Below are 22,569 nucleotides of genomic sequence, written 5' to 3'. Positions count from 1 at the left end.
AACACCAGTCGAACGGATGATGCCTAGCCCTTGCGAACCTGTTCGGGGTGCCGCCGGGCCACCGAACCCCGCACAGCGAGAGGAATGATGAGTCCGAGCGCGAGGACGATGAGTGCGACGGTCACCGCAGCGATGACGCCGGCTTGGCGGCTGATCACGAAGTCAAAGATGAGCATCGCGGTGCCGATCATCGACAAGGACACGCCCACGAGAACCGCGCGAAGCATCCGGTCTCCGATCTGCACGGTCGCCTCCTTCACGAGGTGGCCGAACAGGATTCGGTGGGCACTGACCGGCAGGAGGCTGAGGAGAGTGGTGGTGATGGACACAGACACAAGTGCCAGGTACAGCAGCAGCTGATAGTTGTCGAGCTCGGGGAACCGCGGCTGGAACGCGATCGCCAGGAGGAAAGCGGTGAGAATCTGAGTGCCGGCCTGCACGACCCTCAACTCCTGCAGCACATCGGTCCAGTTGCGGTCCAACCGTTCCGTCTCAGTCTCGTGGCGGTCGCCCGTGACGTCGCCTCCTCCTGGACGCTCGGGTTGGGAAGTGCTCTCCGGTGCCATCGGTCCGCCTTCGGTTCTCGGTCGTGCCTGTGCTCTGTGTTAACACCGGCGTTCGAGGCCGGTCAAGGGCTTGAGCACGGCTCCTCGCAAGCCTAGTGTTTCCCGACAACGGGGGCGCGGAAGGGCTACCCCAGCTCAGAAGCGGGAAGGAAATCGCACAATGACGCACCTGACACCAGACGACGACCCGGTGGAGTACGACGAGGACGAGGACCTCGCGGTTTTGCCAGACGACGACGATGACCTGGACGTTCTTCCCGACGACGAGCGTCCGATCGACGACCTCGAATTCGACTCGGATGACGACAACCTGACTGACGACCTGTAACAACCCCGAACGACATCAGCGCGGGCCCGGAACCCGGACCCGCGCTGTAGAAACCGCCGCTTTTAGTTCTGGTAAGCGGGTACGACTCCGTGATGTGCGTCGCCGACCTTGTGCACGCGCAGGTCGTTGGTCGATCCCGAGATTCCGGGAGGGGAACCGGAGATCACGACGACCTTGTCACCGATTTGTGCTTTGCCAAGCCCGAGGAGAACATCGTCGACCTGCCCGAACATCGCGTCGGTGTGGGTCACCCGGTCGACCAGGAACGTCTCGACACCCCAGTTGAGCTGCATGCGGCGACGGATGCCTTCGTCCGGAGTGAATCCGAGGACGGGGATCTGTGTGCGCAGACGAGCCATCCGGCGCACGGAGTCACCTGACTCGGTGAAGACGCAGAGGAACTTGGCGCCGACGAAGTCAGCGACCTCGCTCGCGGCCAGGGTGATGGCGCCGCCCTGGGTGCGGGGCTTGGTGCCGAGCGGAGGAATGCGCTCGAGACCGTGGTCCTCGGTCGACTCGATGATTCGCGCCATCGTCTGCACGGTGATCACCGGGTACTCACCGACGCTGGTCTCGCCGCTGAGCATGACAGCATCCGCACCGTCGAGGACGGCGTTGGCGACGTCCGAGGTTTCTGCACGCGTCGGGATCGGGCTGGAGATCATCGACTCGAGCATCTGGGTGGCGACGATGACCGGCTTGGCCATGCGGCGGCACAGTTCAACGGCGCGCTTTTGCACGATCGGCACCGCTTCGAGCGGCAGTTCGACGCCGAGGTCGCCACGGGCGACCATGATGCCGTCGAACGCGTCGATGATCTCTTCGAGGTTGTCGACCGCCTGCGGCTTCTCGATCTTGGCGATGACCGGGAGTCGCTTGCCTTCTTCGGCCATGATCTCGTGGACGCGGGTGATGTCTTCGGCGTTGCGGACGAACGACAGGGCGATGAAGTCGGCGCCGAGCTTGAGGCCCCAGCGAAGGTCGGCCTCGTCCTTGTCGCTCAGGGCCGGAACGTTGACAGCGACACCGGGCAGGTTGATGCCCTTGTTGTTGGAGACGGCCCCGGCGACGACGACCTCGGTGGTGACGACAACGCCGTCGGTCTCGAGAACCTTGACCTTCACCTTGCCGTCATCGATGAGCAGGAAGTCACCGGGCTTGACGTCGTTCGGCAGACCCTTGAAGGTGGTGCCGGACAGTTCCCTGCTGCCGACAACGTCTTCGGTGGTGATCTTGAAGATGTCGCCTTCGGCGAGCTCATAGGGCCCGCCTTCGAACTTGCCGAGGCGGATCTTCGGTCCCTGGAGGTCCACGAGAACTGCGACGGGCTTTCCGGCGTCGGCTGCTGCCTTCCGGACGTTGGCGTAGACGCCTTCGTGCACGTCGTAGCTGCCGTGGCTGAGGTTCATCCTGGCCACGTTCACACCGGCGTCGATGATCGCGCGGATATCCTCATAGCTGGCGGTAGCCGGGCCGAGGGTCGCGACGATTTTGGCTCGTCTCATAGGTACTGCTCCATATTTCTGCGCTTCGAATGCGCTGGCGGGATTGCGGGGCGGGAAGCGGGCGGGCGTAAGCCCCGCCATCGAGTCTAGAGCGAGATGGCGCGGTCGGTCGGGCGGACGGGTGCCGGCAGGTTCGTCTCCCCCTCGAGATACCGGTCGACCGCAGCGGCCGCCGCTCGGCCTTCTGCGATGGCCCAGACGATGAGCGACTGTCCTCGGCCGGCGTCTCCTGCAACGAAGACACCCGGTTCACTGGTCTGGTAATCGTTGTCGCGTTCCACGTTTCCGCGATCGTCGAACGGAACACCGAGCTGTGGGGCGAGCGAATCCGATTCGGGTCCGGTGAAGCCGAGTGCCAGCAGGACGAGATCCGCGGGGATCTCCCGTTCGGTTCCGCTCTTCGGAACCCGGCGACCGTCGATGAATTCGGTTTCAGCAACCCGGATGGCGCGGACCTCACCCGACTCGTTGGCGAGGAATTCCACGGTCGACACGAGGTACTCCCGCTCTCCACCTTCTTCATGGGCGCTCTGCACTTCGAAGAGGTTCGGCATCATCGGCCATGGCTGCGCGTCGGTCCGCACCGGCGACGGCTGCTTGCCGATCGCCAGGTTGGTGACGGATGCCGCACCCTGGCGGTGCGCGGTTCCGATGCAGTCCGCACCGGTGTCACCGCCGCCGAGGACGACGACGTGCTTGTCCTCAGCCGTGATCTGGCCGGTGACGTCGTCTCCGGCGCCGACCTTGTTCTGCGGCACGAGGTAGTCCATGGCGAAGTGCACCCCGGCGAGGTCCCGACCGGGGATGGGCAGGTCGCGGGGAACCATGGCGCCGGTCGCGATGACGACGGCGTCGTAGCGCGCACGCAGGTCGCTCCAGCTGATGTCCACACCGATGTTCACCCCGGCGCGGAACCGGGTGCCTTCGTCGGCCATCTGCTTGAGACGGGCGTCGATGTGCTTCTTCTCCATTTTGAAGTCGGGGATGCCGTAGCGCAGGAGGCCGCCGATCCGGTCGTCCCGCTCGAACACGGCGACGGTGTGGCCGGCGCGGGTGAGCTGCTGTGCCGCCGCGAGCCCGGCAGGGCCGGAGCCGACGACGGCGACGGTCTTGCCGGTGAGGCTTTCGGGCGGGTGCGAGTCGACCCAGCCGTTCGCGAACGCCTGGTCGATGATCGACACCTCGACCTGCTTGATGGTCACGGCCGGCTGGTTGATGCCCAGCACGCACGAGCTCTCACACGGTGCAGGACACAGCCGGCCCGTGAACTCCGGGAAGTTGTTGGTGGCGTGCAGCCGCTCGATGGCCTGTCTGCCTTCGCCGCGCCAGGTGAGGTCGTTCCACTCCGGAATCAGGTTGCCGAGCGGGCAGCCCTGGTGGCAGAACGGCACACCGCAGTCCATGCAACGGCCAGCCTGCCGGCGCAGCTGGGTGGGATCGCCCTGCTCGTACACCTCTTTCCAGTCCATCAGCCGGATCGGCACGGGGCGCCGCTTCGGCAGCTCCCGTTCCGTTACTTTCAGGAATCCCTTGGGATCAGCCACCGGTTACCTCCAGGATTCGGCCCCAGACCACGTCACCGTCAGGGTCAAGACCCTCGGCGACGGCGTCCTGGCGAGTGCGCAGCACGGCTGCGTAGTCGCGGGGCAGGACTTTCACGAATGAGCGGATGCTTTCGTCGAAATTGGCGAGAAGTCGTTCCGCACGTGCTGAACCGGTCTCAGCACGGTGCCGCTCCAGCAGGTCGCGGACGATTTCGCCGTCGGCGCTGCCGAGTGCGGTGAGTTCGAGCTCGCCGGACTGGAGCGCCTCGCGGTTAACCCGGTCGGGCTGCAGGTCGAAGACGTAGGCGGTGCCGCCTGACATCCCGGCGCCGAGGTTGCGCCCGGTCGCTCCGAGGATGAGCGCCAGTCCCCCGGTCATGTACTCGAGTGCGTGGTCGCCGACTCCTTCGACGACGGCGGTCGCACCGGAGTTGCGGACGAGGAACCGTTCCCCGACGACGCCGGAGATGAACATGCTCCCCTGCGTCGCACCGTAGCCGATGACGTTGCCTGCGATGACGTTGCGGTCTGCGTCGAAGGTGCTCGACCTCGGCGGACGCACCACGATCTGGCCTCCGGACAGGCCCTTTCCGACATAGTCGTTCGAGTCGCCCTCGAGGCGGAGGGTGATCCCACTGGGGAGGAACGCTCCGAACGATTGCCCGGCAGAACCGGTCAGCCGGACGTCGATGGAATCACTCGGGAGCCCGTTCTCGCCGTGGCGGCGGGTGACCTCATGTCCCAGCATGGTGCCGACGGCGCGTTCGGTGTTGCGGATCGGCAGGTCGATGCGAACCGATCCTCCGTGCTCCAGGACGTTGTGGCTGCGCTTGATGAGCTCGACGTCGAAGTGCTTGTCGAGGTCGTGCTCCTGCTCCCTGGCGTGCATCCTCGGTTCGTCCGCGCGGAACGTCGGCCCGATCAGGATCGGCTCGAGGTTGAGCCCCGACGCCTTCCAGTGTTCGATCGCCGTGTCTGTGTCGAGAAGCTCGTTGTGGCCGATGGCCTCCTCGAGCGTGCGGAAGCCCAGCTCAGCCAGGTACTCGCGCACCTCCTGGGCGATGAATTCGAAGAAGTTAACGACGAACTCGGGTTTGCCGGCGAACCGCTCACGCAGGACGGGGTTCTGGGTGGCGACTCCCACGGGGCAGGTGTCGAGATGGCAGACGCGCATCATGACGCATCCGGAGACGACGAGCGGCGCCGTCGCGAACCCGAATTCCTCAGCGCCGAGCAGGGCGCCAATGATGACGTCCCTTCCCGTCTTCAGCTGCCCGTCGACCTGGACGACGACGCGGTCGCGCATGCCGTTGAGCATGAGCGTCTGCTGCGTCTCGGCCAGCCCGAGTTCCCACGGCGTTCCAGCGTGCTTGAGCGAGTTCAGCGGGCTGGCACCGGTTCCGCCGTCGTGGCCGGAGACAAGGATGACATCCGAGAGAGCCTTGGCGACGCCGGCGGCGACAGCGCCGATCCCCGACTGGCTGACCAGCTTGGTGTGGATTCGCGCGGACGGGTTCGCCCGTTTGAGGTCGAAAATCAGCTGTTTCAGGTCTTCAATCGAGTAGATGTCGTGGTGCGGAGGCGGCGAGATCAGTCCGACGCCTGCGGTCGCATGGCGGGTGCGCGCCACCCACGGGTACACCTTCGTCGGCGGTAGCTGGCCACCCTCGCCCGGCTTTGCACCCTGGGCGAGTTTGATCTGGATGTCGTCGGCGTGAGTGAGGTACATGCTCGTGACGCCGAACCGGCCGGATGCCACCTGCTTGATTGCGCTGCGGCGTTCGGGGTCGAGGAGCCGGTCGGTGTCCTCACCGCCTTCGCCCGTGTTCGACTTCGCGCCAAGACGGTTCATGGCGATGGCGAGCGTCTCGTGTGCTTCCTGGGAGATCGACCCGTAGCTCATCGCGCCGGTGGAGAACCGCTTGACGAGCGAAGCCACCGACTCAACTTCGTCGAGCGGGACCGGGTCCCGATCGGCGGTCTTGAGCTTGAACAGCCCGCGGAGGGTCATCAGGTTTTCGGCCTGGTTGTCGACGAGCTGCGTGTACTCGCGGAAGATGTCGTATCGCCGGGTGCGGGTCGAGTGCTGCAGGCGGAACACCGTGTCCGGGTTGAAGAGGTGCGGCGAACCGTCACGGCGCCACGAGTACTCTCCGCCGGTTTCGAGCCGCTCGTGGGAGATCTCCGCGGTGTTGAGCGGGTAGGCCGACTGGTGGCGGCGGAGGTTCTCGGCCTGGATTACGTCAATCCCGACGCCGCCGAGCTTCGAGTGGGTGCCGGTGAAGAATTCGTCGACGAAGTCCTGGCTCAGCCCGACGGCCTCGAAGCACTGAGCGCCCGCGTACGACGAGACGGTGGAAATGCCCATCTTGGACATGATCTTGAGCACGCCCTTGCCGAGTGCGTAGATGACATTGCGCACGGCCTTCTCGGGGGTGACGCCCTCGATGGCTCCGCTGCGGACGAGATCCTCGCAGGTCTCCATGGCCAGGTATGGGTTGATCGCGGACGCGCCGTACCCGATCAGGGTAGCCACGTGGTGCACTTCGCGCACGTCGCCGGCTTCGACGACGATGCCGACCTTGAGGCGGTTCTCGGCACGGAGAAGGTGGTGGTGCACAGTGGCGAGCAGGAGCAGCGACGGGATCGGCGCCAGGTCCTTGTTCGAGTCGCGGTCGCTCAGCACCAGGAAGTGTGCGCCGGCCTCGATGGCTTCGTCCACCTCCGCACAAATCGCGGTGAGCCGGTTGCGCAGGGCATCCGGGCCCTCGTCGAATCGGTAGAGCCCCCTGATCGTCGTCGTGGTCCTGGAACCGTGTGCCGGGTCGATGTGCTGGATTTTCGCGAGTTCGTCGTTGTCGATCACCGGGAAGTCGAGGACGACCTGGTGAGCGTGCTCCGGACCCCAGCTGAGGAGGTTGCGCTCAGGGCCGAGGCCGAGCTTCAGCGACGTGACGACCTCTTCGCGGATCGAGTCAAGCGGCGGGTTCGTGACCTGCGCGAACTGCTGGGTGAAGTAGTCGAACAGCAGGCGGGGACGCTTCGACAGTGCGGCGATCGGCGTGTCCGAACCCATCGCACCGAGAGGTTCGGCACCGGTCTGGCCCATCGGGCGCAGCAGGATCCGCACTTCCTCCTCGGTGTAGCCGAAGGTGCGCTGGCGCCGGGTGACCGACGCGGGCGTGTGCACGATGTGCTCGCGCTCAGGCAGGTCGGCGAGGTTGATACGGCCGGCTTCGAGCCACTCGCCCCACGGCTGCGACGCGGCGAGTTCCGCCTTGATTTCGTCGTCTTCGATCAGTCGCTGTGCCTCGGTGTCGACGAGGAACATCTTACCCGGACGCAGGCGGCCCTTCCGCTTCACCCGTTCGGGAGCGATGTCGAGCACGCCGATCTCGCTGCCGAGGACGATGAGGCCGTCGGTGGTTTCGAGCCAGCGCCCGGGGCGCAGGCCGTTGCGGTCGAGCGTCGCACCGACGACCGTGCCATCGGTAAAGGTCAGCGCAGCCGGTCCGTCCCAGGGTTCCATCTGCATCGAGTTGAACTCGTAGAAGTCCTGGAGCTCCTGCGGGATTCCGCTTTGCTTCTCCCATGCCTCAGGAACCATCATCATCATCGCGTGCGGCAGCGTCCGACCCGTGAGGGTGAGCAGCTCGAGCACTTCGTCGAACGAGGCTGAGTCGCTCGCGCCGGGGGTGATGATCGGCAGTAGCGGGCGGATGTCGCCGAGAAGGTCGGATTCGAGCTGCGACTGGCGGGCACGCATCCAGTTGCGGTTTCCTTCGACGGTGTTGATCTCGCCGTTGTGCGCCATCATCCGCAGCGGTTGCGCGAGCGGCCACGACGGGAACGTGTTCGTGGAGTAGCGGGAGTGCACGATCGCGAGCTTCGAGGCGAAGCGCTCGTCGCTGAGGTCGGGGTAGAACGGCTCGAGTTGGAGTGTCGTGACCATGCCCTTGTAGACGAGGGTCCGGCACGACATCGAGATGAAGTACCCGTTCAGTTCACGTTCGACGCGCTTGCGGAAACGGAACGCCTGCCGGTCGAGGGCGATCCCTGAGACCAGCTCACCAGCATCCGTCGTGTTCGTGCTCGACACGAACAGCTGCTCGAACGCAGGCATCGCGTCGCGGGCGAGCCTGCCGAGGTTGTCGTCGTCGGTCGGCACGGTGCGCCAGCCGAGAACCTGAAGTTCCTCGCAGTCGGCGAGCCGTTCGATCCCGGCCTTGAGCTCGGCCCGTTCGACGTCGTCGAGCGGCAGGAACGCGATGCCGACGGCGTACTGGCCGGCCGCGGGCAGCTCGAAGTCGGTGACGGCCCGGAGGAACTCGTCGGGGACCTGGGTCAGGATGCCCGCACCGTCACCAGTTCCGGCGTCAGAGCCGATGGCCCCGCGGTGCTCGAGGTTTCTCAGCGCGTCGAGCGCCGAAACGATGATGTCGTGGCCGGCGGTGCCTCGGAGCGTGGCAACCATCGCCAGGCCACAGGCATCCTTCTCGCTCGCAGGGTCATACAGACCCTGGGCAGGAGGAACCAGGCTGAACTGGGAAAAAGTGGGTCGAGGCTCCATCGAAAAACCGTCCTCACAAGGAATTATCGGCGGTGGGACGACGATGGCCCAGAGAAATTGAGGGTTCGTCGCCCGGCAGTGGGCAGTGTGATCTCACACGCCAGGCGAATGTGTTATCGGGGGAAAGCCGTTGGTGCGGCTGGACCTAAGACTTTGAGCCGATCTCACTTGTGGCGGCGGCGTCGATCGATTCGGGAGCGGTTTCCTCGGGCTCGCCGAGATCCACGTAGTCCGAATCGCTGTGAGACGAGTGTACCCCAGCAGGAGCACCTTCCCACCCGCGACCGAGGACGTACGGCCCAGGCTCGAGACCGGTGTGCCTGCGGGACTGCACGATGAAGATCACAAGGCCGACGAGGATCGCGAGCAGGGCTGCCCAGACGTTGACCCGCAGGCCGAGGATGACCTCGCTCGGGTCGATCCGGATCGACTCCCAGACGGTACGGCCGAGGCCGTACCAGATCAGGTAGAGACCGAGGACTTTGCCCCACTGGAGGCGGAACATCCGCTCGAGCAGGAGGAGGACGGCGACGCCGGCGAGGTTCCAGATCACTTCGTAGAGGAAGGTCGGGTGGAACAGGGTTCCTGCCGGAAGGCCGAGCGGCCAGGCGGGATTCGACTGGTCGATCTCAAGGCCCCAAGGCAGGGTGGTCGGGGTACCGAACAGTTCCTGGTTGAACCAGTTGCCGAATCGTCCGAATGCCTGGGCGAGGAGCAGCCCGGGAGCGACAGCGTCGGCGAACGTCCAGAAGCGGATGCCGGTTATCCGGCAGCCGATCCAGGCGCCGACCGCTCCACCAATGAGCGCACCGAAGATCGCGATGCCGCCCTCCCAGATGTAGAGGGTGCGCAGCAGGTCGGCGCCGGGGTAGAAGTAGTCGTCCGGGTGGGTGATGACGTGGAAGACCCGCGCCCCGATGATGCCGAACGGCACGGCCCAGAGAATGATGTCGAGGACGATGCCGGGTTCGGCGCCTCGCTTCGTCAGCCGGGCGTTGGTCAGGAAGGCGGCAGCAAGAATGCCGACAAGGATGCAGATGGCATAGAAGTGAATCGTGAAGTTACCGAGCTGGATCGAACTGACGTCCGGGCTCGGGATGCTCAGGTGGATGGACACGTGGGTTCCATGCCTTTCTGGGTTGCTGTCGTTCGTGCGCGGTTAACTCTAGTTCGCGCGGCTGGTTCCCCGCGCCAATTCGCTGGCGACGGCTGCGACGCGCTCGACTCCGCCTTCGGCGAGAGCCTTGACGAGCGCTGAACCGACGATCGCTCCGTCGGCGTATGCGAGGATCTCGCGCACCTGTTCGGCCGTGGAGATCCCCAGCCCGACACAGGCGTGCTCGCAGCCCGCGTCACGCAGTCGCGAGACGAGGACTTTCGCGGCCTGGTCGACGTCGCTGCGCGCGCCGGTGATGCCCATGGTGGACACGGTGTAGACGAATCCCCTGCTCGACTCGACGGCCTGGCGGAGGCGCGCGTCGCTCGAAGACGGTGCGGCGAGGAACACCCGGTCGAGCCCGGTGCGCTCAGACGCGGCGAGCCAGTCGCTGCCTTCGTCTGGGATGAGGTCCGGGGTGATCAGGCCGGCGCCGCCTGCTGCGACGAGGTCGTCGGCGAACCGCTCGACGCCGTACTGCACGACAGGGTTCCAGTAGGTCATCATGAGGACGGGGACGTCGACGCGAGCGGTGATCTGCCGGACGGCCTCGAAACCGTGCCGCAGCTTGAACCCGTTGGCCAGCGCTTGCTGGGTGGCCTTCTGGATGACAGGGCCGTCCATGACCGGGTCCGAATACGGGAGGCCCAGTTCGATGATGTCGACGCCGTTCTCGGCGATGGCGACGGCCGCATCGACGCTTTCGTCGAAATTGGGGAACCCGACCGGAAGGTAACCGATCAGGGCGCCGCTGCCAGCATCCCGTCTAGCTCGGAGGACGGATGCCACACTGCTCACGATTGTTCTGCTCCTGCGTCGATCAGGTCGAAGTACCGACCGGCTGTTTCCATGTCCTTGTCGCCGCGACCGGACAGGTTGATGAGGATGGTGGCGTCAGGGCCCAGTTCCTTGCCGAGCTCGAGCGCGCCAGCCAGGGCGTGGGCGCTCTCGATCGCGGGGATGATCCCTTCGGTGCGGCTGAGCAGGCGGAGGGCGGCCATCGCGGCGGCATCCGTCACCGGGCGGTAGTTGGCCCGGCCGATGCTGGCCAGCCAGGAGTGCTCAGGGCCGACACCCGGGTAGTCGAGGCCGGCGGAGATCGAGTGCGACTCGATGGTCTGGCCGTCCTCGTCCTGGAGCAGGAAACTGCGGGCGCCGTGAAGCACGCCGGCGCGGCCCTTGGTGATGGTGGCGGCATGGCGGGGTGTTTCGACACCCTCGCCGGCGGCTTCGAAACCGTACAGCGCGACATCCGCATCATCCAGGAAGGCGTGGAAGATGCCCATCGCGTTCGATCCGCCGCCGACGCAGGCCGCGACGGCATCCGGAAGCTTTCCGGTCAGGTTGAGGACCTGCTGGCGGGCTTCCTCGCCGATGATCTTCTGGAGGTCGCGGACCATCGCCGGGAACGGGTGCGGGCCCGCGACGGTACCGAAGATGTAGTTCGTGGTGTCGACGTTGGTCACCCAGTCGCGCATGGCGTCGTTGATGGCGTCCTTGAGGGTGCGTGAGCCCGTCTTGACGGCGACGACCTCAGCTCCGAGCAGGCGCATCCTGGCGACGTTGAGGGCCTGGCGCTCAGTGTCGACTTCGCCCATGTAGATGACGCAATCCAGCCCGAACAGTGCGGCTGCGGTCGCCGTGGCGACGCCGTGCTGACCGGCGCCGGTCTCGGCGATGACCCGGGTCTTACCGATCCGCTTGGTGAGAAGCGCCTGGCCGAGGACGTTGTTGATCTTGTGTGAGCCGGTGTGGTTGAGGTCCTCGCGCTTGAGGATCATCCGGGCCCCTCCGCCGTGTAGCGCAAACCGGGGGACCTCGGTGATGAGGGACGGGCGCCCGGTGTAGGTCTTGTGCAGCTCGTTGAGCTCGGCCGCGTATCCGCGGTCCAGCTTCGCCAGCTCCCAGGCCTCCGACAGTTCGTCGAGGGCGGCGATGAGGGATTCGGGCACGAAGCGCCCGCCGAAGTCGCCGAAGTATGGGCCTGTTTCGTCGCGTAGTGCCATGAGTTATACCGCCAGGAATTCGCCGAGGGTGAGAATGGGGTCGCTCGTGACGAGCGCTTCTCCGATGAGGACGACATCCGCTCCCGCTTCGCGGTAGTGCGCGACGTCGGACGGGGACTTGACGGCCGACTCGGCGACGCGGATGACCCCTGAAGGGATCTGCGGTGCGAGGTGCCCGAACAGGTCGCGGTCGAGTTCGAAGGTGGATAGGTCGCGCGCGTTGACGCCGATGAGTCCTGCGCCGAGGTCGAGGGCGCGTTCCAGTTCGTCAGCGCTGTGGGTTTCGACGAGCGCGGTCATGCCGAGGTCGGTGATCAGGCTGTACAGCTCGGCGAGGGTGCGCTGGTCGAGTGCTGCGACGATGAGCAGGGCGATGTCAGCCCCTGCAGCCCGGGCCTCGAAGACCTGGTATGGGATCGAGATGAAGTCTTTGCGGAGCACAGGGATCTCGACCGAGTTGCGCACGTTCACGAGGTCGTCGAGCGATCCCTTGAACTTGCGGCCTTCGGTGAGGACGCTGATCGCGCTGGCTCCCCCGCGCTCGTACGAGACAGCGAGCTGGGCCGGATCCGGGATGTCGGCGAGGTCACCGCGCGAAGGGCTCGCGCGCTTGACTTCGGCGATGATCTTGACGGATGCCGCCGGTGACAGCGCGCAAAGGGCATCGAGTGGTGGCGCAGCATCCGCAGCAGCGGATTCAACAACGGAAAGCGGGCGCAACAGTTCGCGCTCGCGTGCGTCGTGGAGTGCGCCAGCCGTAAGGTCGGCCAGCACGGGGTTAGTGGTCCTTCGGGCTGTACTTGTGGCCGTTCACGCCGTATCCCGCCTTGGCGAGGATCCAGCCGAGAAGCGCGCCGACGACGAGCAGGCCTGCCGAAGCCCAAACCAGCCAGGCCCAGTCCAGCCAGAAGGCGACGGTGCCGATGAGGAACGCGAGCAGCATCACTACTACCGCCGTCCAGGCAGCCGGTGAGTGGCCGTGTCCTAGGTCTGTCGACTCTGCGCTCATGGGTCTCCTTCAATCAATCAGTGCCGGATCAGTCTATCGGGTGTCGGAGGTGGGCGCCTGCGGCGGCTGCTTGGCCACCGAACGGCGGGCGGCGGGCATCACAAAGACGGCTTGCTTCTCTTCGAACGGTTTTCAGGAGATCGCACGGTTAGCAGGATGCTTGTGGCCTTTCGGTCCTGGTATTCGTGCGATCTCCTGTTTGCGGCTCGCGGGCGGCATCCGTTGCTCGGTCGGCAATGGCGACTCGTCGGGCGAAAGTGCACCCATTTTCGCCCGAGGTGGAGGCGTTTCGACCGATTGTGACCGAGCGGGTCCCAGGCACGGTGACTCAGCGGGTCGGGTCGTCGCCCCTCGTGAGGTCATCCCAGCTGTCGACCGAGTCGGGCATGGCGTCCGAGTCGGCGGGCTCCATGCGAACCGCCGAATACTTGCGGGACGACGACGGCCAGCGCCTGGCGGTGACGACGATGCCCACTCCGACGAGGGTGAGCAGGATGCCCGTGGCGAGAGCAATGAACGGCCACGGGGTGAGCGAGGTGGCTGAGACGAGGTCCGCGATGGACTTCGACCCGGCGATCCCGGTGGCGTTGGTCACAGCGGCCTCGCTCGAGGCGACGGGCCCGGTGAGTACAAGCACTCCAGACAGGGCGATGCAACCGCCGAGCACGATGTTGAGCACACCGAGGATGATGCGGAACAGCAGTCCGGCGATGGCCAGCGCCGCCGCGAGGGCGAGCCCGGCAAGGGCAAGGGCCGCGATGGCCGGAGCCGCGACCACGCCATCGACGGTCACCGTTGTCGCCGGCGAACCCGGCGCGAGTTCCACCACTAGCCAGGTCTGCGTCCAGGCAATCAGGGCCATTCCGCTGAGGGCCAGCGAGCCCAGGATCAGGAGGTACTTCGAGCGCTTCCCCGAGCGCGGTGTGGATGTCATCGCACGCGCTTCATCGCATTCGCGACAGCCACCGCGCGGAGCGGCGCTGCTGCTTTGTGCTGCGACTCGAGGTATTCGCTCTCCGGGTCCGAGTCGGCAACCAGACCGCCGCCGGCTTGCACGTGGGCGACCCCGTTCACGATGGTCGCCGTGCGGATGGCGATGGCGAGGTCGATGTCACCCGAGAACGCGAAGTACCCGACCACTCCCCCGTACACGCCCCGTTGAGCGGGTTCGAGCTCATCGATGATCTCGAGGGCGCGGGGTTTGGGCGCCCCTGACAGTGTTCCCGCCGGGAAGGTGGCGGTGAACACGTCGATCGGGCTCGCGCTGTCCCTGAGGGTTCCCTCGACGCTCGACACAAGGTGCATGATGTGGCTGAACCGTTCGATGCGCATGAACTCGGTCACCTCGACACTGCCGGGCGTGCACACCTTGAGCAGGTCGTTGCGTGCAAGGTCGACGAGCATGAGGTGCTCGGCGCGTTCCTTCGCGTCCCCGGAAAGCTCATCGGCCAGTTCGATGTCCCGTTCCGGGGTGTCCCCGCGTGGCTTCGATCCGGCGATCGGGTGGGTGAGCACCCGTTTGTCCTGCACCTTGACGAGCGCTTCAGGGCTCGAACCGACAATCGAGTACGGCGTGCCATCGACGTTGTGCAGGGTAAGCAGGTACATGTACGGGCTCGGGTTGAGACTCCGTAGAATTCGGTACACGTCGATGGGTTCGGCAGTGCAATCCTCATCGAAGCGCTGGGACACCACGACCTGGAAGATATCACCGTCACGGATGCGCTCTTTCGCCGTCACGACCGCGTCGAGGAAGTCGGACTTCTCCGTACGGAATCGCGGGTTCGGAGCCGTCGCGAGATCCACCTCGGCGAGCCAGGCGTCGTTCGGCTGGGCCAGCCGGGACTGCATGGCGTCGAGCCGGTCCTGCGCCGAGCGCCACAGGGTCGCTTCGTCGTCGAGGCCGTCGTTGAGCACGTTCGCGATGAGCTGGACGGTGCCGCTGCGGTGGTCGAGCACGACGAGGTCGGCGACGAAGCACAGTGCCTGGCCGGGCACGTCGAACTCTTTCGGCGGGCGGTGCGGCAGCTTCTCGATCTGCCGGATGGCCTCCCAGCCGATGAATCCCACCAGGCCGCCGGTGAGCGGAGGGTGACCGTCGATGTGCGGCGTCTCCCAGCGGCGGTGCAGCTCGGAGATCGCCTGCAGGGGACGCAGCCCCGTGGCATCCCCGAGGGCGCGTTCCCGGCTGATCCCGTAATCGATCCACTCAACGGACTCGTTGTGCTGGGTGAGCACGCCGAACGTGGACACGCCGACGAAGGAGAACCGAGACCAGATGCCGCCCTGTTCGGCGGATTCCAGCAAGAAGCTGCCCGGCCTGCCGATGGCGAGTTTGCGGTAGATCCCGACCGGGGTCTCACCGTCGGCGAAGAGTTCACGAATCACCGGGATGACACGGTGGTCGCGTGCGAGCGCATTGAAGGACGCCCGGTCGGTGGAGCCCGTGCCCCTACTCGTTGTCATCGGCGGATTCCTCGTCGGGCTGGTCGCCGATGGCGGGGCTGAGCTCGTGGGCGTCGAAACACGTCCTCGTGCCGGTGTGGCAGGCAACGCCGATTTGTTCCACCTGCAGAAGCAGGGTATCGGCGTCACAGTCGAGCGCCGCGCCCTTCACGTACTGGGCATTGCCGGAGGTGTCGCCCTTGCGCCAGTATTCCTGCCGGGACCGCGACCAGAAGGTGACCCGGCCTTCGGTGAGGGTGCGCCGGACCGCCTCGTCGTTCATGTAACCGAGCATGAGCACCTCTCCGGTGTCCCACTGCTGCACGATGGCCGGGATGAGGCCGTCCGCATCGAACTGAATCTGCTGGATGGTCGACGAAACGCTCATCAGCGCACCAATACCCCTTCGTGGGTCAATTCCTGTTTGACGTCGGCGATGGTCAGCAGGCCCGAGTGGAAAACACTCGCAGCCAGGACCGCATCCGCGCCGGCTGCGATCGCCGGTGGGAAGTCTGCCGCTTTGCCCGCGCCGCCTGAGGCGATCACTGGGACGCTGCTGATCTCGCGCATGAGTGAGATCAGTTCGGTGTCGAAGCCCTGCTTCGTCCCGTCGGCGTCGATCGAGTTCACGAGGAGCTCCCCGGCACCGCGCTCGATGGCTTCCCGTGCCCAGTCGAGCGCGTCCATCGTCGTTTCGGTGCGGCCGCCGTGGGTGGTGACGATGAAGCCGGAGTGCGTGGATCCGCCCCGCTTCACATCGAGGGAGAGGACGAGAACCTGCGCGCCGAAACGGTCGGCGATCTCGCCAAGGAGCGGCGGCCTGGCGATCGCGGCACTGTTGACGCCGACTTTGTCTGCGCCGCTGCCGAGCAGCCGAGCCACGTCGTCGACGGAGCGAACTCCCCCACCGACGGTGAGCGGGATGAAAACCTGCTCCGCCGTACGGGTGACGACGTCGTAGGTGGTCGCCCGGTTGTCGACGGTGGCGGTGACATCGAGGAACGTGAGTTCGTCCGCACCCTGCTCGTAGTAGCGGCGGGCCAGTTCGACGGGGTCGCCGGCGTCACGGAGGTTCTGGAAGTTGATTCCCTTCACGACCCGGCCCGCGGCGACGTCGAGGCAAGGAATCACACGGCACGCAACGGTCATCGGTCCGCCCCCGCTAAAGTCTCGCGGCGTGGATGGCGCTGACGAGAATCGCCCGCGCGCCCAGCTCGTACAGGGAGTCCATGATCTGGTTGGTGCGCTCGCGCGGAACCATCACACGGACGGCGACCCAGTCCTTGTCGCGCAACGGCGACACGGTCGGTGATTCGATGCCACCGGCGATGTCTGTGGCCTGGTCGAGCAGTTCCGCCGGCAGGTCGTAATCCATCAGCACGAAACGGCGGGCGACGAGAACACCCTGCAGCCGGCGTCGGAGCGTCTCCAGTCCCGGTTTCTCCTGCGGGGAGCCGATCAGCACGGCCGTCGATTCGAGGATCACCGGGCCGAAGATGTCGAGACCCGCTTTGCGCAGCGTCGTGCCGGTGGAGACGACGTCAGCGACAGCATCCGCCACACCGAGCTGCACGGCGGATTCGACGGCACCGTCCAGCGGAACGAGGGTCACGTCGACGTCGTGCCCGGCCAGGAACGCTCCGACGAGGCCGGGGTAGCTCGTCGCCACCCGGTGCCCGGCGAGGTCGGCGAGGTTCGAGAACCGGCCGGTGGGTCCCGCGAAACGGAAGGTTGAGTCGCCGAAGCCGAGGCTTTCGATTTCGCATGCGTCCGAGCCGGAATCGAGGAGAAGGTCGCGACCGGTGACGCCAACGTCGAGTGCCCCCGATCCGACATAGGTGGCGATGTCGCGCGGGCGGAGGAAGAAGAATTCGACGCCGTTCGGAGCGTCGAGAAGGTGAAGCTCTTTGGGGTCACGGCGACCGGCGTACCCGGCCTCGGACAACATCTGGGCGGCTGTCTCAGCTAGCGAGCCTTTGTTGGGCACTGCGATTCTCAACATGCGGAAGTCTCTCGTGTTTGATCTGTTCGTGGAGGTGTCGGCTGTGGCGCTGGCGTCACAGATGTCGGTAGACGTCCTCCGGCGAGAGGCCTTTCGCAAGCATGAGAACCTGCAGGTGGTAGATCAACTGCGAGATCTCTTCGGCGGTCTCGGTGTCGCTCTGATACTCGGCCGCCATCCACACTTCTGCGGCTTCTTCAACGATCTTCTTGCCGATGGCGTGGACGCCGGCATCCAGTTCGCGAACCGTGCCGCTGCCCTCCGGGCGTTCGGTAGCCTTCAGGCTGAGTTCTGCGAACAGGTCGTCGAATGTCTTCACAGTTATCAGGGTACTAGGTCCGCGCCGACGGGCCGTGCGCGTGGGCGTGACCGGATGCCGCAGCCTCGCGCAACGCGCTGATCCGCAGTTCGGGACGGTCCGAGTTGAACACGCTCGAGCCGGCGACGAAGGTGTCTGCGCCAGCTTCGGCGGCGATGCCGACGGTGTCCTCGTTGATTCCGCCGTCGACCTGCAACCAGACATCTCCGCCGGTGCGGGAGAGTTCCTGCCGCAGCAGGTGCAGCTTGGGCATCGTCTCGTGCATGAACGACTGGCCGCCGAAGCCGGGTTCGACCGTCATGACGAGCACCTGGTCGAACTCGCCGAGCAGCTCCAGATACGGCTCGACGGGTGTGCCCGGCTTGAGGGCGATACCGGCTCGGGCGCCGATCGACCGAAGACGACGGGCAAGGGCAACGGGCTCGGCTGTCGCCTCGGCGTGGAAGGTGACGCTGTATGCGCCCAGTTCGGCGTAGCCGGGCGCCCAACGGTCGGGGTTGTCGATCATCAGGTGCACGTCGAGCGGCAGCACTGAGACCTGCTGGATCCGGTCGACCATCTGCGGCCCGAAGGTGAGGTTGGGCACGAAGTGGTTGTCCATCACATCGACGTGGACGAGGTCGGCTGTGCCGATTCGACCGAGGTCACGCTCCATGTTGACGAAATCAGCGGCCAGGATGCTCGGGGAGATTCGAATCGACATCCCGACAGCCTAACGAGTGCCGCCGGTCGATGGCGATTTGGCGATCAGCGCGATGAACATCGCATCCGTCCCGTGCCTATGCGGCCACAGCTGAACCGTCGTACCGCCGTCAGGAGAGTCCACGGCGGGCAGGTCGAGGCTCTCAACGGCGATCGACTGGACCACCCGGGCGGTGTCGAGCAGCTCAGCCGCTGGCCCCAGCCGCCGCAGTGCGTCGGTGACGACGCCACGGGTCTCGGCGAGGTGCGGTGAGCAGGTGACGTAGGCCATGACGCCGCCGGGCTTGAGCGCGTCGAATGCGGAGAGGAACAGTGACTGCTGGAGCACGGTGAGGTCGGCCACATCCTTCGCGGTCTTGCGCCAGCGCGCTTCTGGGCGGCGGCGGAGCGCGCCGAGGCCCGTGCAGGGGGCGTCGACCAGGATGCGGTCCCACGCCTCGGGCTGGAGCTCGCCGACCTGCGTGCCGTCGAGTTCCGTGACTGTAATGTCGCCGGGAACCGGGGCGACGGCACGGCGGACGAGTTGGGCACGGGCAGGGACGAGCTCGTTGGCGGTGACCGTCGCGCCCGACAGGGCGGCTTCGGCGCCGAGCAGCGCGGTCTTGCCGCCCGGTCCGGCGCAGAGGTCGAGCCAGCGCTCCCCCGCGGTGGTCGGACGCACCCGGCTCAGCGCGAGGGCAGCGAGCTGCGACCCTTCGTCCTGCACGCGGAGGCGTCCGTTCTCGTGACGGATCGCGGCATCCGGGTCTCCGCCGGACAGGGTGAACCCGAACGGCGAGTGCCGGTTCGATTCGGCGCCCTCCGGTACCTCAGCGAGACCCGGCAGCGCGATCAGATTCACCCGCGGTGCCTCGTTGTCGGCGGCGAGGAGCTGCTCGAGCTCGTCCGCGCGGCCCTCCAATGCGAGGGCCTGCCGGAAGGCACGGAGAATCCAGGCCGGGTGGGCGAAGTCGGCTGCGAGCCGGTCGTCCGGGTTCTTCGCCGCGGCGAGGACGCGCTCACGCCACTCATCGGGGGTTGAGCGTGAAATGGTACGCAGGACACCGTTGGTGAACCCCACGGCCGAACGTGATCCGACTCTGCGGGCGAGGGCGACGGACTCGTTGACCGCTGCGTGCGGCGCGACGCGGGTGGCGAGGAGCTGGTGCGCGCCGAGCCGGAGAACGTCGAGGATGCCGGCGTCGATCTGGCTGATATCGCGGCCGGCGGCGATGGCGATCACCCGGTCGTAGTAGCCGCGGAGCCGGAGGGTGCCGTAGGTCAGTTCGGTGGCGAGGCCCGCGTCTGCTGAGTTGAGCGCAGCCCGCGCGATGAGGGTCGGCAGCAGCAGGTTCGCGTACGCGTCATCGTTGCTCACCGCGGCGAGGACATCGTAGGCGATGCGCCTGGCGGGCTGGACGGTCGAGGGCGGTGGCGCCTGTGTTGGAGTCATGAGTGGTACCTACTCTGCCCGGACGGGCTGGTCGTGGCTGAGTCCTCGCCACCAGTCGGATGCTGCCATGGCCGGTTTTCCGGCCGGCTGGACTTGCAGGAGTTCAAGTGCCGACGTTGCGGTTCCGATGAGGATGCGGCCGTCGAGCCGGTCAATCATCCCCGCCTCGAGCGTGACCGACGGCGCCAGTCGGGCGTCGAGGATCTTGAACCGCGTGCCGCTGATCGTGGTGTGTGCGCCGGGTTCGGGCGTGACGCCACGGAACCGGTTGTAGACCTCGTTCGCGGGTGCGGCCCAGTCGAGCCGGCCGTCTTCGATGCGCAGTTTCGGGGCGAGGGTGGGCGTCCCGGTCTGGGGCACTGCTCGGGCCTGGCCGCTGCCGATGTCGTCGACGACGCCGGCGAGGAACCCGGCGCCCGACTCGGCGAGTTCGGCGAGCAGGGTTCCGGCTGTGGCATCCGGGTCGATCGGGTGTTCGACGACGCCGAACAGGTCGCCTGCGTCGAGTTCCCGAACGAGCTGGAACACGCTTGCGCCGGTGATCGTGTCTCCGGCGAGCACGGATTGCTGCACGGGCGCCGCCCCCCGCCATGCGGGCAGGAGGGAGAAGTGCAGGTTGATCCAGCCGTGGCGTGGCGTGGACAGCAGGGGCTCACGGAGCAGACCGCCGTATGCGACGATGACCCCGAGGTCGGTGTCGAGGTTCTCGATGGCGGCGGTGACGTCGTCGGTCAGCCGGTTCGCCTTGATGACCGGAATTCCGGCATCCTCAGCGGCACGGGCGACCGGCGACGGGGTGAGGACGCGTTTGCGGCCGAGCGGTGCATCCTCCCGGGTGAGCACGGCGACAACCTCGTGCTCGCTCCGGAGGAGGCGCTGCAGGCTCGGCACAGCCACGTCGGGCGTGCCGGCGAAGAGAAGTCTCATGCGAATCCGATTCGAGTGTTGCTGGCGGTCATGACAGGATCTCCGGGTCGTCGAAGCGGACTTTCAGTGTAGGTGGCGGCCGGTAACCGGCTTTCCCCTGCGGTGCCTTGCGCCGCTTCGTCGCGTTCCTGACGACGGCACCGCGAAGCAGCCGCGCGGCTTCTCCGGCCTGCCCGTAGTCGAGCCGGAGGATCGCCCGTACCCCGTCATCGGCGGGTGTCGGCCCGAGAATGCTGGCTCCCGGCAGGTCGCGGACCTCGGCGAGGGCTTCGGCGACAGCGGCGGCGTCGCCTGAGACGGATGCCGCCCGGACGGCGGGTGGGAACCGCAGGGCGCGCCGATCCAGAAGTTCTGCGTGTGCGAAGGCGGGCTGGGTCCACGTGGCGAGTGCGCGAGCGAGGTCGCCGGTGACACCGGTGAGCACCACAGGGGCGCCGGGCCGGGCGAGAGCGGCGGCGTTCGACCACCAGCGCAGGCAGTCCTCGCCGATGCGGAGATGTTCTGCAGCGAGCATCCGGCCTGCGTCGAGGAGGAGGACAGCGGCATAGCCGCCGGCGGCCACCGGCTCGGCGCCGCGGGTTGCGATGACGAGAGCCGGTTTCCCCTCGACGGCGGTGACCTGGCGTTCACCGTCAGAGATGAGCACAGGCACACCGGGAAAAGCCCGCCCGAGTTCTTCGGCGGTGCGACCGGTTCCGCGGGTGACGAGTCGTAACTTCGTTCCTTCGCAGGTCGGGCACACCCAGCCGGCGGCGATGGCCCCGCAGAGCGTGCAGGACGGGGCGGCTCCGGCGCTGGCGATTCTGAGCGGGCCGGCGCAGGTGCGGCACCTCGCGGCCGAGGCGCACGTGCCACAGGCGACCACGGGAGCGTAGCCGGGGCGGGCGACCTGGACGAGCACGGGGCCCGAGGCGATCGCTTCCTTGGCCAGCCGCCACGCCATCGACGGGATGCGCGCGGTCACGGCGACAGCATCCTCATGGTCCGCCTTCGCGGTGATGACGACGCGGGGTGCTTTGGCTCGTTCCGGTCCGATGGCGTCGAGCCAGCCGATGTCTACCAACCGTTGCGCGTCGGCGCTTCGGGTGTGTCCGGCGAGGACGAGGGCGGCCCCTGACTGCTGCTGGCGGATGAGCGCTGCATCCCTTGCGTGCACGTACGGGGCGAGCGGTTCGGAGTACAGCGGGTCTCCGTCGTCGAAGATTGTGAGAAGGCCCAGGGATTTCGCTGGCGCGTACACGGCTGATCGGTTGCCGAGGATCACCCTCGGGATGTCGGTGAGACAGTCGAGGAATGCCCGGTACCTGTCGGCGTTCGGTTGCGACGCGTCGACTCGGGTGATCCGGTCAGGAGGAAGATACTCGCTGAGGGCGGCGAACAACTGGTCGCTGTCGCGGTAGTCGGGAACGACGAGGATTGCGGTCTCCCCCGCGGCAACGGTTCGCGCGGCAGCCTGGGCGATGGTGACCGCCCAGCGCCCGACCCAGGTCCCTGATTCAAGCTGAACGACCTGCGGAATCACATCGAGCGCGATTCGCTGATGCCCGGCGAGAAGGTCGGCCAGTGCAGAACCGTAGCCGTCGATCTCTGGCGCGTCCGGCGGCGACGACACCGCGGGGCTCTCCTCCTGGGCGCGTTGCCAGACCTTCTCCACCCGCACCTGCCTCGGTGGGATGGCGAGCCGCAGGATGTCGCCGGCACCGCCAGCAGCCCGGTCGGCCGCCTTCCGTGCGAGCGCCCACACCTCAGGCGTAAGGACCGGGACGGCGGAGACGACGGAGTCGAGCGGGCTCAGTTCGCCGTCGAAGCCGTCGGACGCGTCGACCGTCTCGACGATGTAGCCGCGAGCGACCCGGCCGGCTGAACGCAGGGGCACGGTCACACGCACCCCGGGGATCGCCTCGGCGGCGAGCCCATCGGGGATCCGGTAGTCGAAGAGGTGGTCGAGCTGTGGCAACGGGGAATCAAGGACAACCCGGGCGGTCGTGCCACGCCTGGCCGGCGCCGGTGTTGCCCATCCGGTTGCGGCGCCCGTGGTCATAACACGCCTTGATTCAC

The 22,569-nt window shown here is 66.6% G+C and carries 20 protein-coding genes; 1 reads left to right on the top strand and 19 read right to left on the bottom strand.

Annotated features, from left to right (window positions below; genetic code table 11):
- Positions 1-23: 23 nt before the first annotated feature.
- Positions 24-566 (bottom strand): DUF6328 family protein, encoded by a 543-nt coding sequence (locus tag BM197_RS14660; protein WP_090712845.1) that lies wholly within the window; start codon positions 564-566, stop codon positions 24-26.
- A gap of 160 nt (positions 567-726) precedes the next feature.
- Here BM197_RS14660 and BM197_RS16380 point away from each other — a divergent pair, with 160 nt between their 5' ends.
- Positions 727-894, top strand: a complete 168-nt coding sequence (locus BM197_RS16380; protein WP_177216856.1) for a hypothetical protein — start codon at positions 727-729, stop codon at positions 892-894.
- A 62-nt stretch (positions 895-956) separates the two neighbouring features.
- Here the strand turns inward: BM197_RS16380 and pyk are convergent, their stop codons facing one another.
- The 18 genes from pyk to BM197_RS14570 all read right to left on the bottom strand — a co-directional run bounded on the left by pyk (position 957) and on the right by BM197_RS14570 (position 22,552).
- Entirely contained in the window at positions 957-2,399 is a 1,443-nt protein-coding gene (pyk, locus tag BM197_RS14655) for a pyruvate kinase (RefSeq protein ID WP_090712843.1), read from the bottom strand.
- Between the two features lie 86 nt (positions 2,400-2,485).
- On the bottom strand, positions 2,486-3,943 hold the full coding sequence (locus BM197_RS14650; protein WP_090712841.1) for a glutamate synthase subunit beta: 1,458 nt from the start codon (positions 3,941-3,943) through the stop codon (positions 2,486-2,488).
- Positions 3,936-8,513: a glutamate synthase large subunit gene (gene gltB, locus BM197_RS14645; protein ID WP_090712839.1), complete on the bottom strand. Its 4,578-nt coding sequence runs from the start codon at positions 8,511-8,513 to the stop codon at positions 3,936-3,938. Before gltB ends, BM197_RS14650 begins: the two co-directional genes overlap by 8 nt.
- 145 nt (positions 8,514-8,658) lie before the next feature.
- Positions 8,659-9,630: a prolipoprotein diacylglyceryl transferase gene (gene lgt, locus BM197_RS14640; RefSeq protein WP_090712837.1), complete on the bottom strand. Its 972-nt coding sequence runs from the start codon at positions 9,628-9,630 to the stop codon at positions 8,659-8,661.
- Positions 9,631-9,678: 48 nt separating this feature from the next.
- Positions 9,679-10,470 (bottom strand): tryptophan synthase subunit alpha, encoded by a 792-nt coding sequence (gene trpA, locus BM197_RS14635; protein ID WP_090712835.1) that lies wholly within the window; start codon positions 10,468-10,470, stop codon positions 9,679-9,681.
- On the bottom strand, positions 10,464-11,675 hold the full coding sequence (trpB, locus tag BM197_RS14630; protein WP_090712833.1) for a tryptophan synthase subunit beta: 1,212 nt from the start codon (positions 11,673-11,675) through the stop codon (positions 10,464-10,466). The genes trpA and trpB overlap by 7 nt, the downstream gene beginning before the upstream one ends.
- A 3-nt stretch (positions 11,676-11,678) precedes the next feature.
- On the bottom strand, positions 11,679-12,449 hold the full coding sequence (gene trpC, locus BM197_RS14625; protein WP_090712831.1) for an indole-3-glycerol phosphate synthase TrpC: 771 nt from the start codon (positions 12,447-12,449) through the stop codon (positions 11,679-11,681).
- 4 nt (positions 12,450-12,453) lie between these two features.
- Entirely contained in the window at positions 12,454-12,684 is a 231-nt protein-coding gene (locus BM197_RS14620) for a DUF6704 family protein (protein ID WP_090712829.1), read from the bottom strand.
- A gap of 328 nt (positions 12,685-13,012) precedes the next feature.
- Entirely contained in the window at positions 13,013-13,618 is a 606-nt protein-coding gene (locus BM197_RS14615; RefSeq protein ID WP_090712827.1) for a Trp biosynthesis-associated membrane protein, read from the bottom strand.
- Complete coding sequence (locus BM197_RS14610) at positions 13,615-15,150, bottom strand: anthranilate synthase component I (protein WP_090712825.1); 1,536 nt, start codon at positions 15,148-15,150, stop codon at positions 13,615-13,617. Before BM197_RS14610 ends, BM197_RS14615 begins: the two co-directional genes overlap by 4 nt.
- Complete coding sequence (gene hisI / locus BM197_RS14605) at positions 15,137-15,517, bottom strand: phosphoribosyl-AMP cyclohydrolase (RefSeq protein ID WP_090712823.1); 381 nt, start codon at positions 15,515-15,517, stop codon at positions 15,137-15,139. The genes BM197_RS14610 and hisI overlap by 14 nt, the downstream gene beginning before the upstream one ends.
- The gene (hisF, locus tag BM197_RS14600) at positions 15,517-16,278 is read right to left on the bottom strand and encodes an imidazole glycerol phosphate synthase subunit HisF (RefSeq protein WP_090712821.1); all 762 of its coding nucleotides are present in this window, start codon (positions 16,276-16,278) and stop codon (positions 15,517-15,519) included. The genes hisI and hisF overlap by 1 nt, the downstream gene beginning before the upstream one ends.
- 13 nt (positions 16,279-16,291) lie before the next feature.
- Positions 16,292-17,131 (bottom strand): ATP phosphoribosyltransferase, encoded by an 840-nt coding sequence (gene hisG / locus BM197_RS14595; protein ID WP_090712819.1) that lies wholly within the window; start codon positions 17,129-17,131, stop codon positions 16,292-16,294.
- A gap of 55 nt (positions 17,132-17,186) precedes the next feature.
- Positions 17,187-17,450 carry a phosphoribosyl-ATP diphosphatase gene (locus BM197_RS14590; RefSeq protein ID WP_090712817.1) on the bottom strand — a complete coding sequence of 88 codons (264 nt, stop codon included), beginning with the start codon at positions 17,448-17,450 and terminating at the stop codon, positions 17,187-17,189.
- Positions 17,451-17,463: 13 nt separating this feature from the next.
- The gene (rpe, locus tag BM197_RS14585; RefSeq protein ID WP_090712815.1) at positions 17,464-18,153 is read right to left on the bottom strand and encodes a ribulose-phosphate 3-epimerase; all 690 of its coding nucleotides are present in this window, start codon (positions 18,151-18,153) and stop codon (positions 17,464-17,466) included.
- A 9-nt stretch (positions 18,154-18,162) separates the two neighbouring features.
- The gene (locus tag BM197_RS14580; protein WP_090712813.1) at positions 18,163-19,584 is read right to left on the bottom strand and encodes an RsmB/NOP family class I SAM-dependent RNA methyltransferase; all 1,422 of its coding nucleotides are present in this window, start codon (positions 19,582-19,584) and stop codon (positions 18,163-18,165) included.
- Positions 19,585-19,593: 9 nt separating this feature from the next.
- Entirely contained in the window at positions 19,594-20,511 is a 918-nt protein-coding gene (gene fmt / locus BM197_RS14575; RefSeq protein ID WP_090712811.1) for a methionyl-tRNA formyltransferase, read from the bottom strand.
- Between the two features lie 28 nt (positions 20,512-20,539).
- Positions 20,540-22,552 carry a primosomal protein N' family DNA-binding protein gene (locus BM197_RS14570; protein WP_090712809.1) on the bottom strand — a complete coding sequence of 671 codons (2,013 nt, stop codon included), beginning with the start codon at positions 22,550-22,552 and terminating at the stop codon, positions 20,540-20,542.
- Between the last annotated feature and the right edge of the window lie 17 nt (positions 22,553-22,569).

It is taken from the genome of Mycetocola miduiensis (assembly GCF_900115155.1).
Classification (GTDB): Bacteria; Actinomycetota; Actinomycetes; order Actinomycetales; family Microbacteriaceae; genus Mycetocola_A; species Mycetocola_A miduiensis.
The sequence above is the reverse complement of the archived record's forward strand: the minus strand, read 5'-3'. Positions and strand labels throughout refer to the sequence as shown.

Bases quoted from the DNA above. Each gene is read 5' to 3' on its own strand.
- BM197_RS14660 (WP_090712845.1), bottom strand. From the start codon at position 566: ATGGCACCGGAGAGCACTTCCCAACCCGAGCGTCCAGGAGGAGGCGAC.
- BM197_RS16380 (WP_177216856.1), top strand. From the start codon at position 727: ATGACGCACCTGACACCAGACGACGACCCGGTGGAGTACGACGAGGAC.
- pyk (WP_090712843.1), bottom strand. From the start codon at position 2,399: ATGAGACGAGCCAAAATCGTCGCGACCCTCGGCCCGGCTACCGCCAGC.
- gltB (WP_090712839.1), bottom strand. From the start codon at position 8,513: ATGGAGCCTCGACCCACTTTTTCCCAGTTCAGCCTGGTTCCTCCTGCC.
- trpB (WP_090712833.1), bottom strand. From the start codon at position 11,675: ATGGCACTACGCGACGAAACAGGCCCATACTTCGGCGACTTCGGCGGG.
- BM197_RS14620 (WP_090712829.1), bottom strand. From the start codon at position 12,684: ATGAGCGCAGAGTCGACAGACCTAGGACACGGCCACTCACCGGCTGCC.
- BM197_RS14615 (WP_090712827.1), bottom strand. From the start codon at position 13,618: ATGACATCCACACCGCGCTCGGGGAAGCGCTCGAAGTACCTCCTGATC.
- BM197_RS14610 (WP_090712825.1), bottom strand. From the start codon at position 15,150: ATGACAACGAGTAGGGGCACGGGCTCCACCGACCGGGCGTCCTTCAAT.
- hisI (WP_090712823.1), bottom strand. From the start codon at position 15,517: ATGAGCGTTTCGTCGACCATCCAGCAGATTCAGTTCGATGCGGACGGC.
- hisF (WP_090712821.1), bottom strand. From the start codon at position 16,278: ATGACCGTTGCGTGCCGTGTGATTCCTTGCCTCGACGTCGCCGCGGGC.
- hisG (WP_090712819.1), bottom strand. From the start codon at position 17,131: ATGTTGAGAATCGCAGTGCCCAACAAAGGCTCGCTAGCTGAGACAGCC.
- rpe (WP_090712815.1), bottom strand. From the start codon at position 18,153: ATGTCGATTCGAATCTCCCCGAGCATCCTGGCCGCTGATTTCGTCAAC.
- BM197_RS14580 (WP_090712813.1), bottom strand. From the start codon at position 19,584: ATGACTCCAACACAGGCGCCACCGCCCTCGACCGTCCAGCCCGCCAGG.
- fmt (WP_090712811.1), bottom strand. From the start codon at position 20,511: ATGAGACTTCTCTTCGCCGGCACGCCCGACGTGGCTGTGCCGAGCCTG.
- BM197_RS14570 (WP_090712809.1), bottom strand. From the start codon at position 22,552: ATGACCACGGGCGCCGCAACCGGATGGGCAACACCGGCGCCGGCCAGG.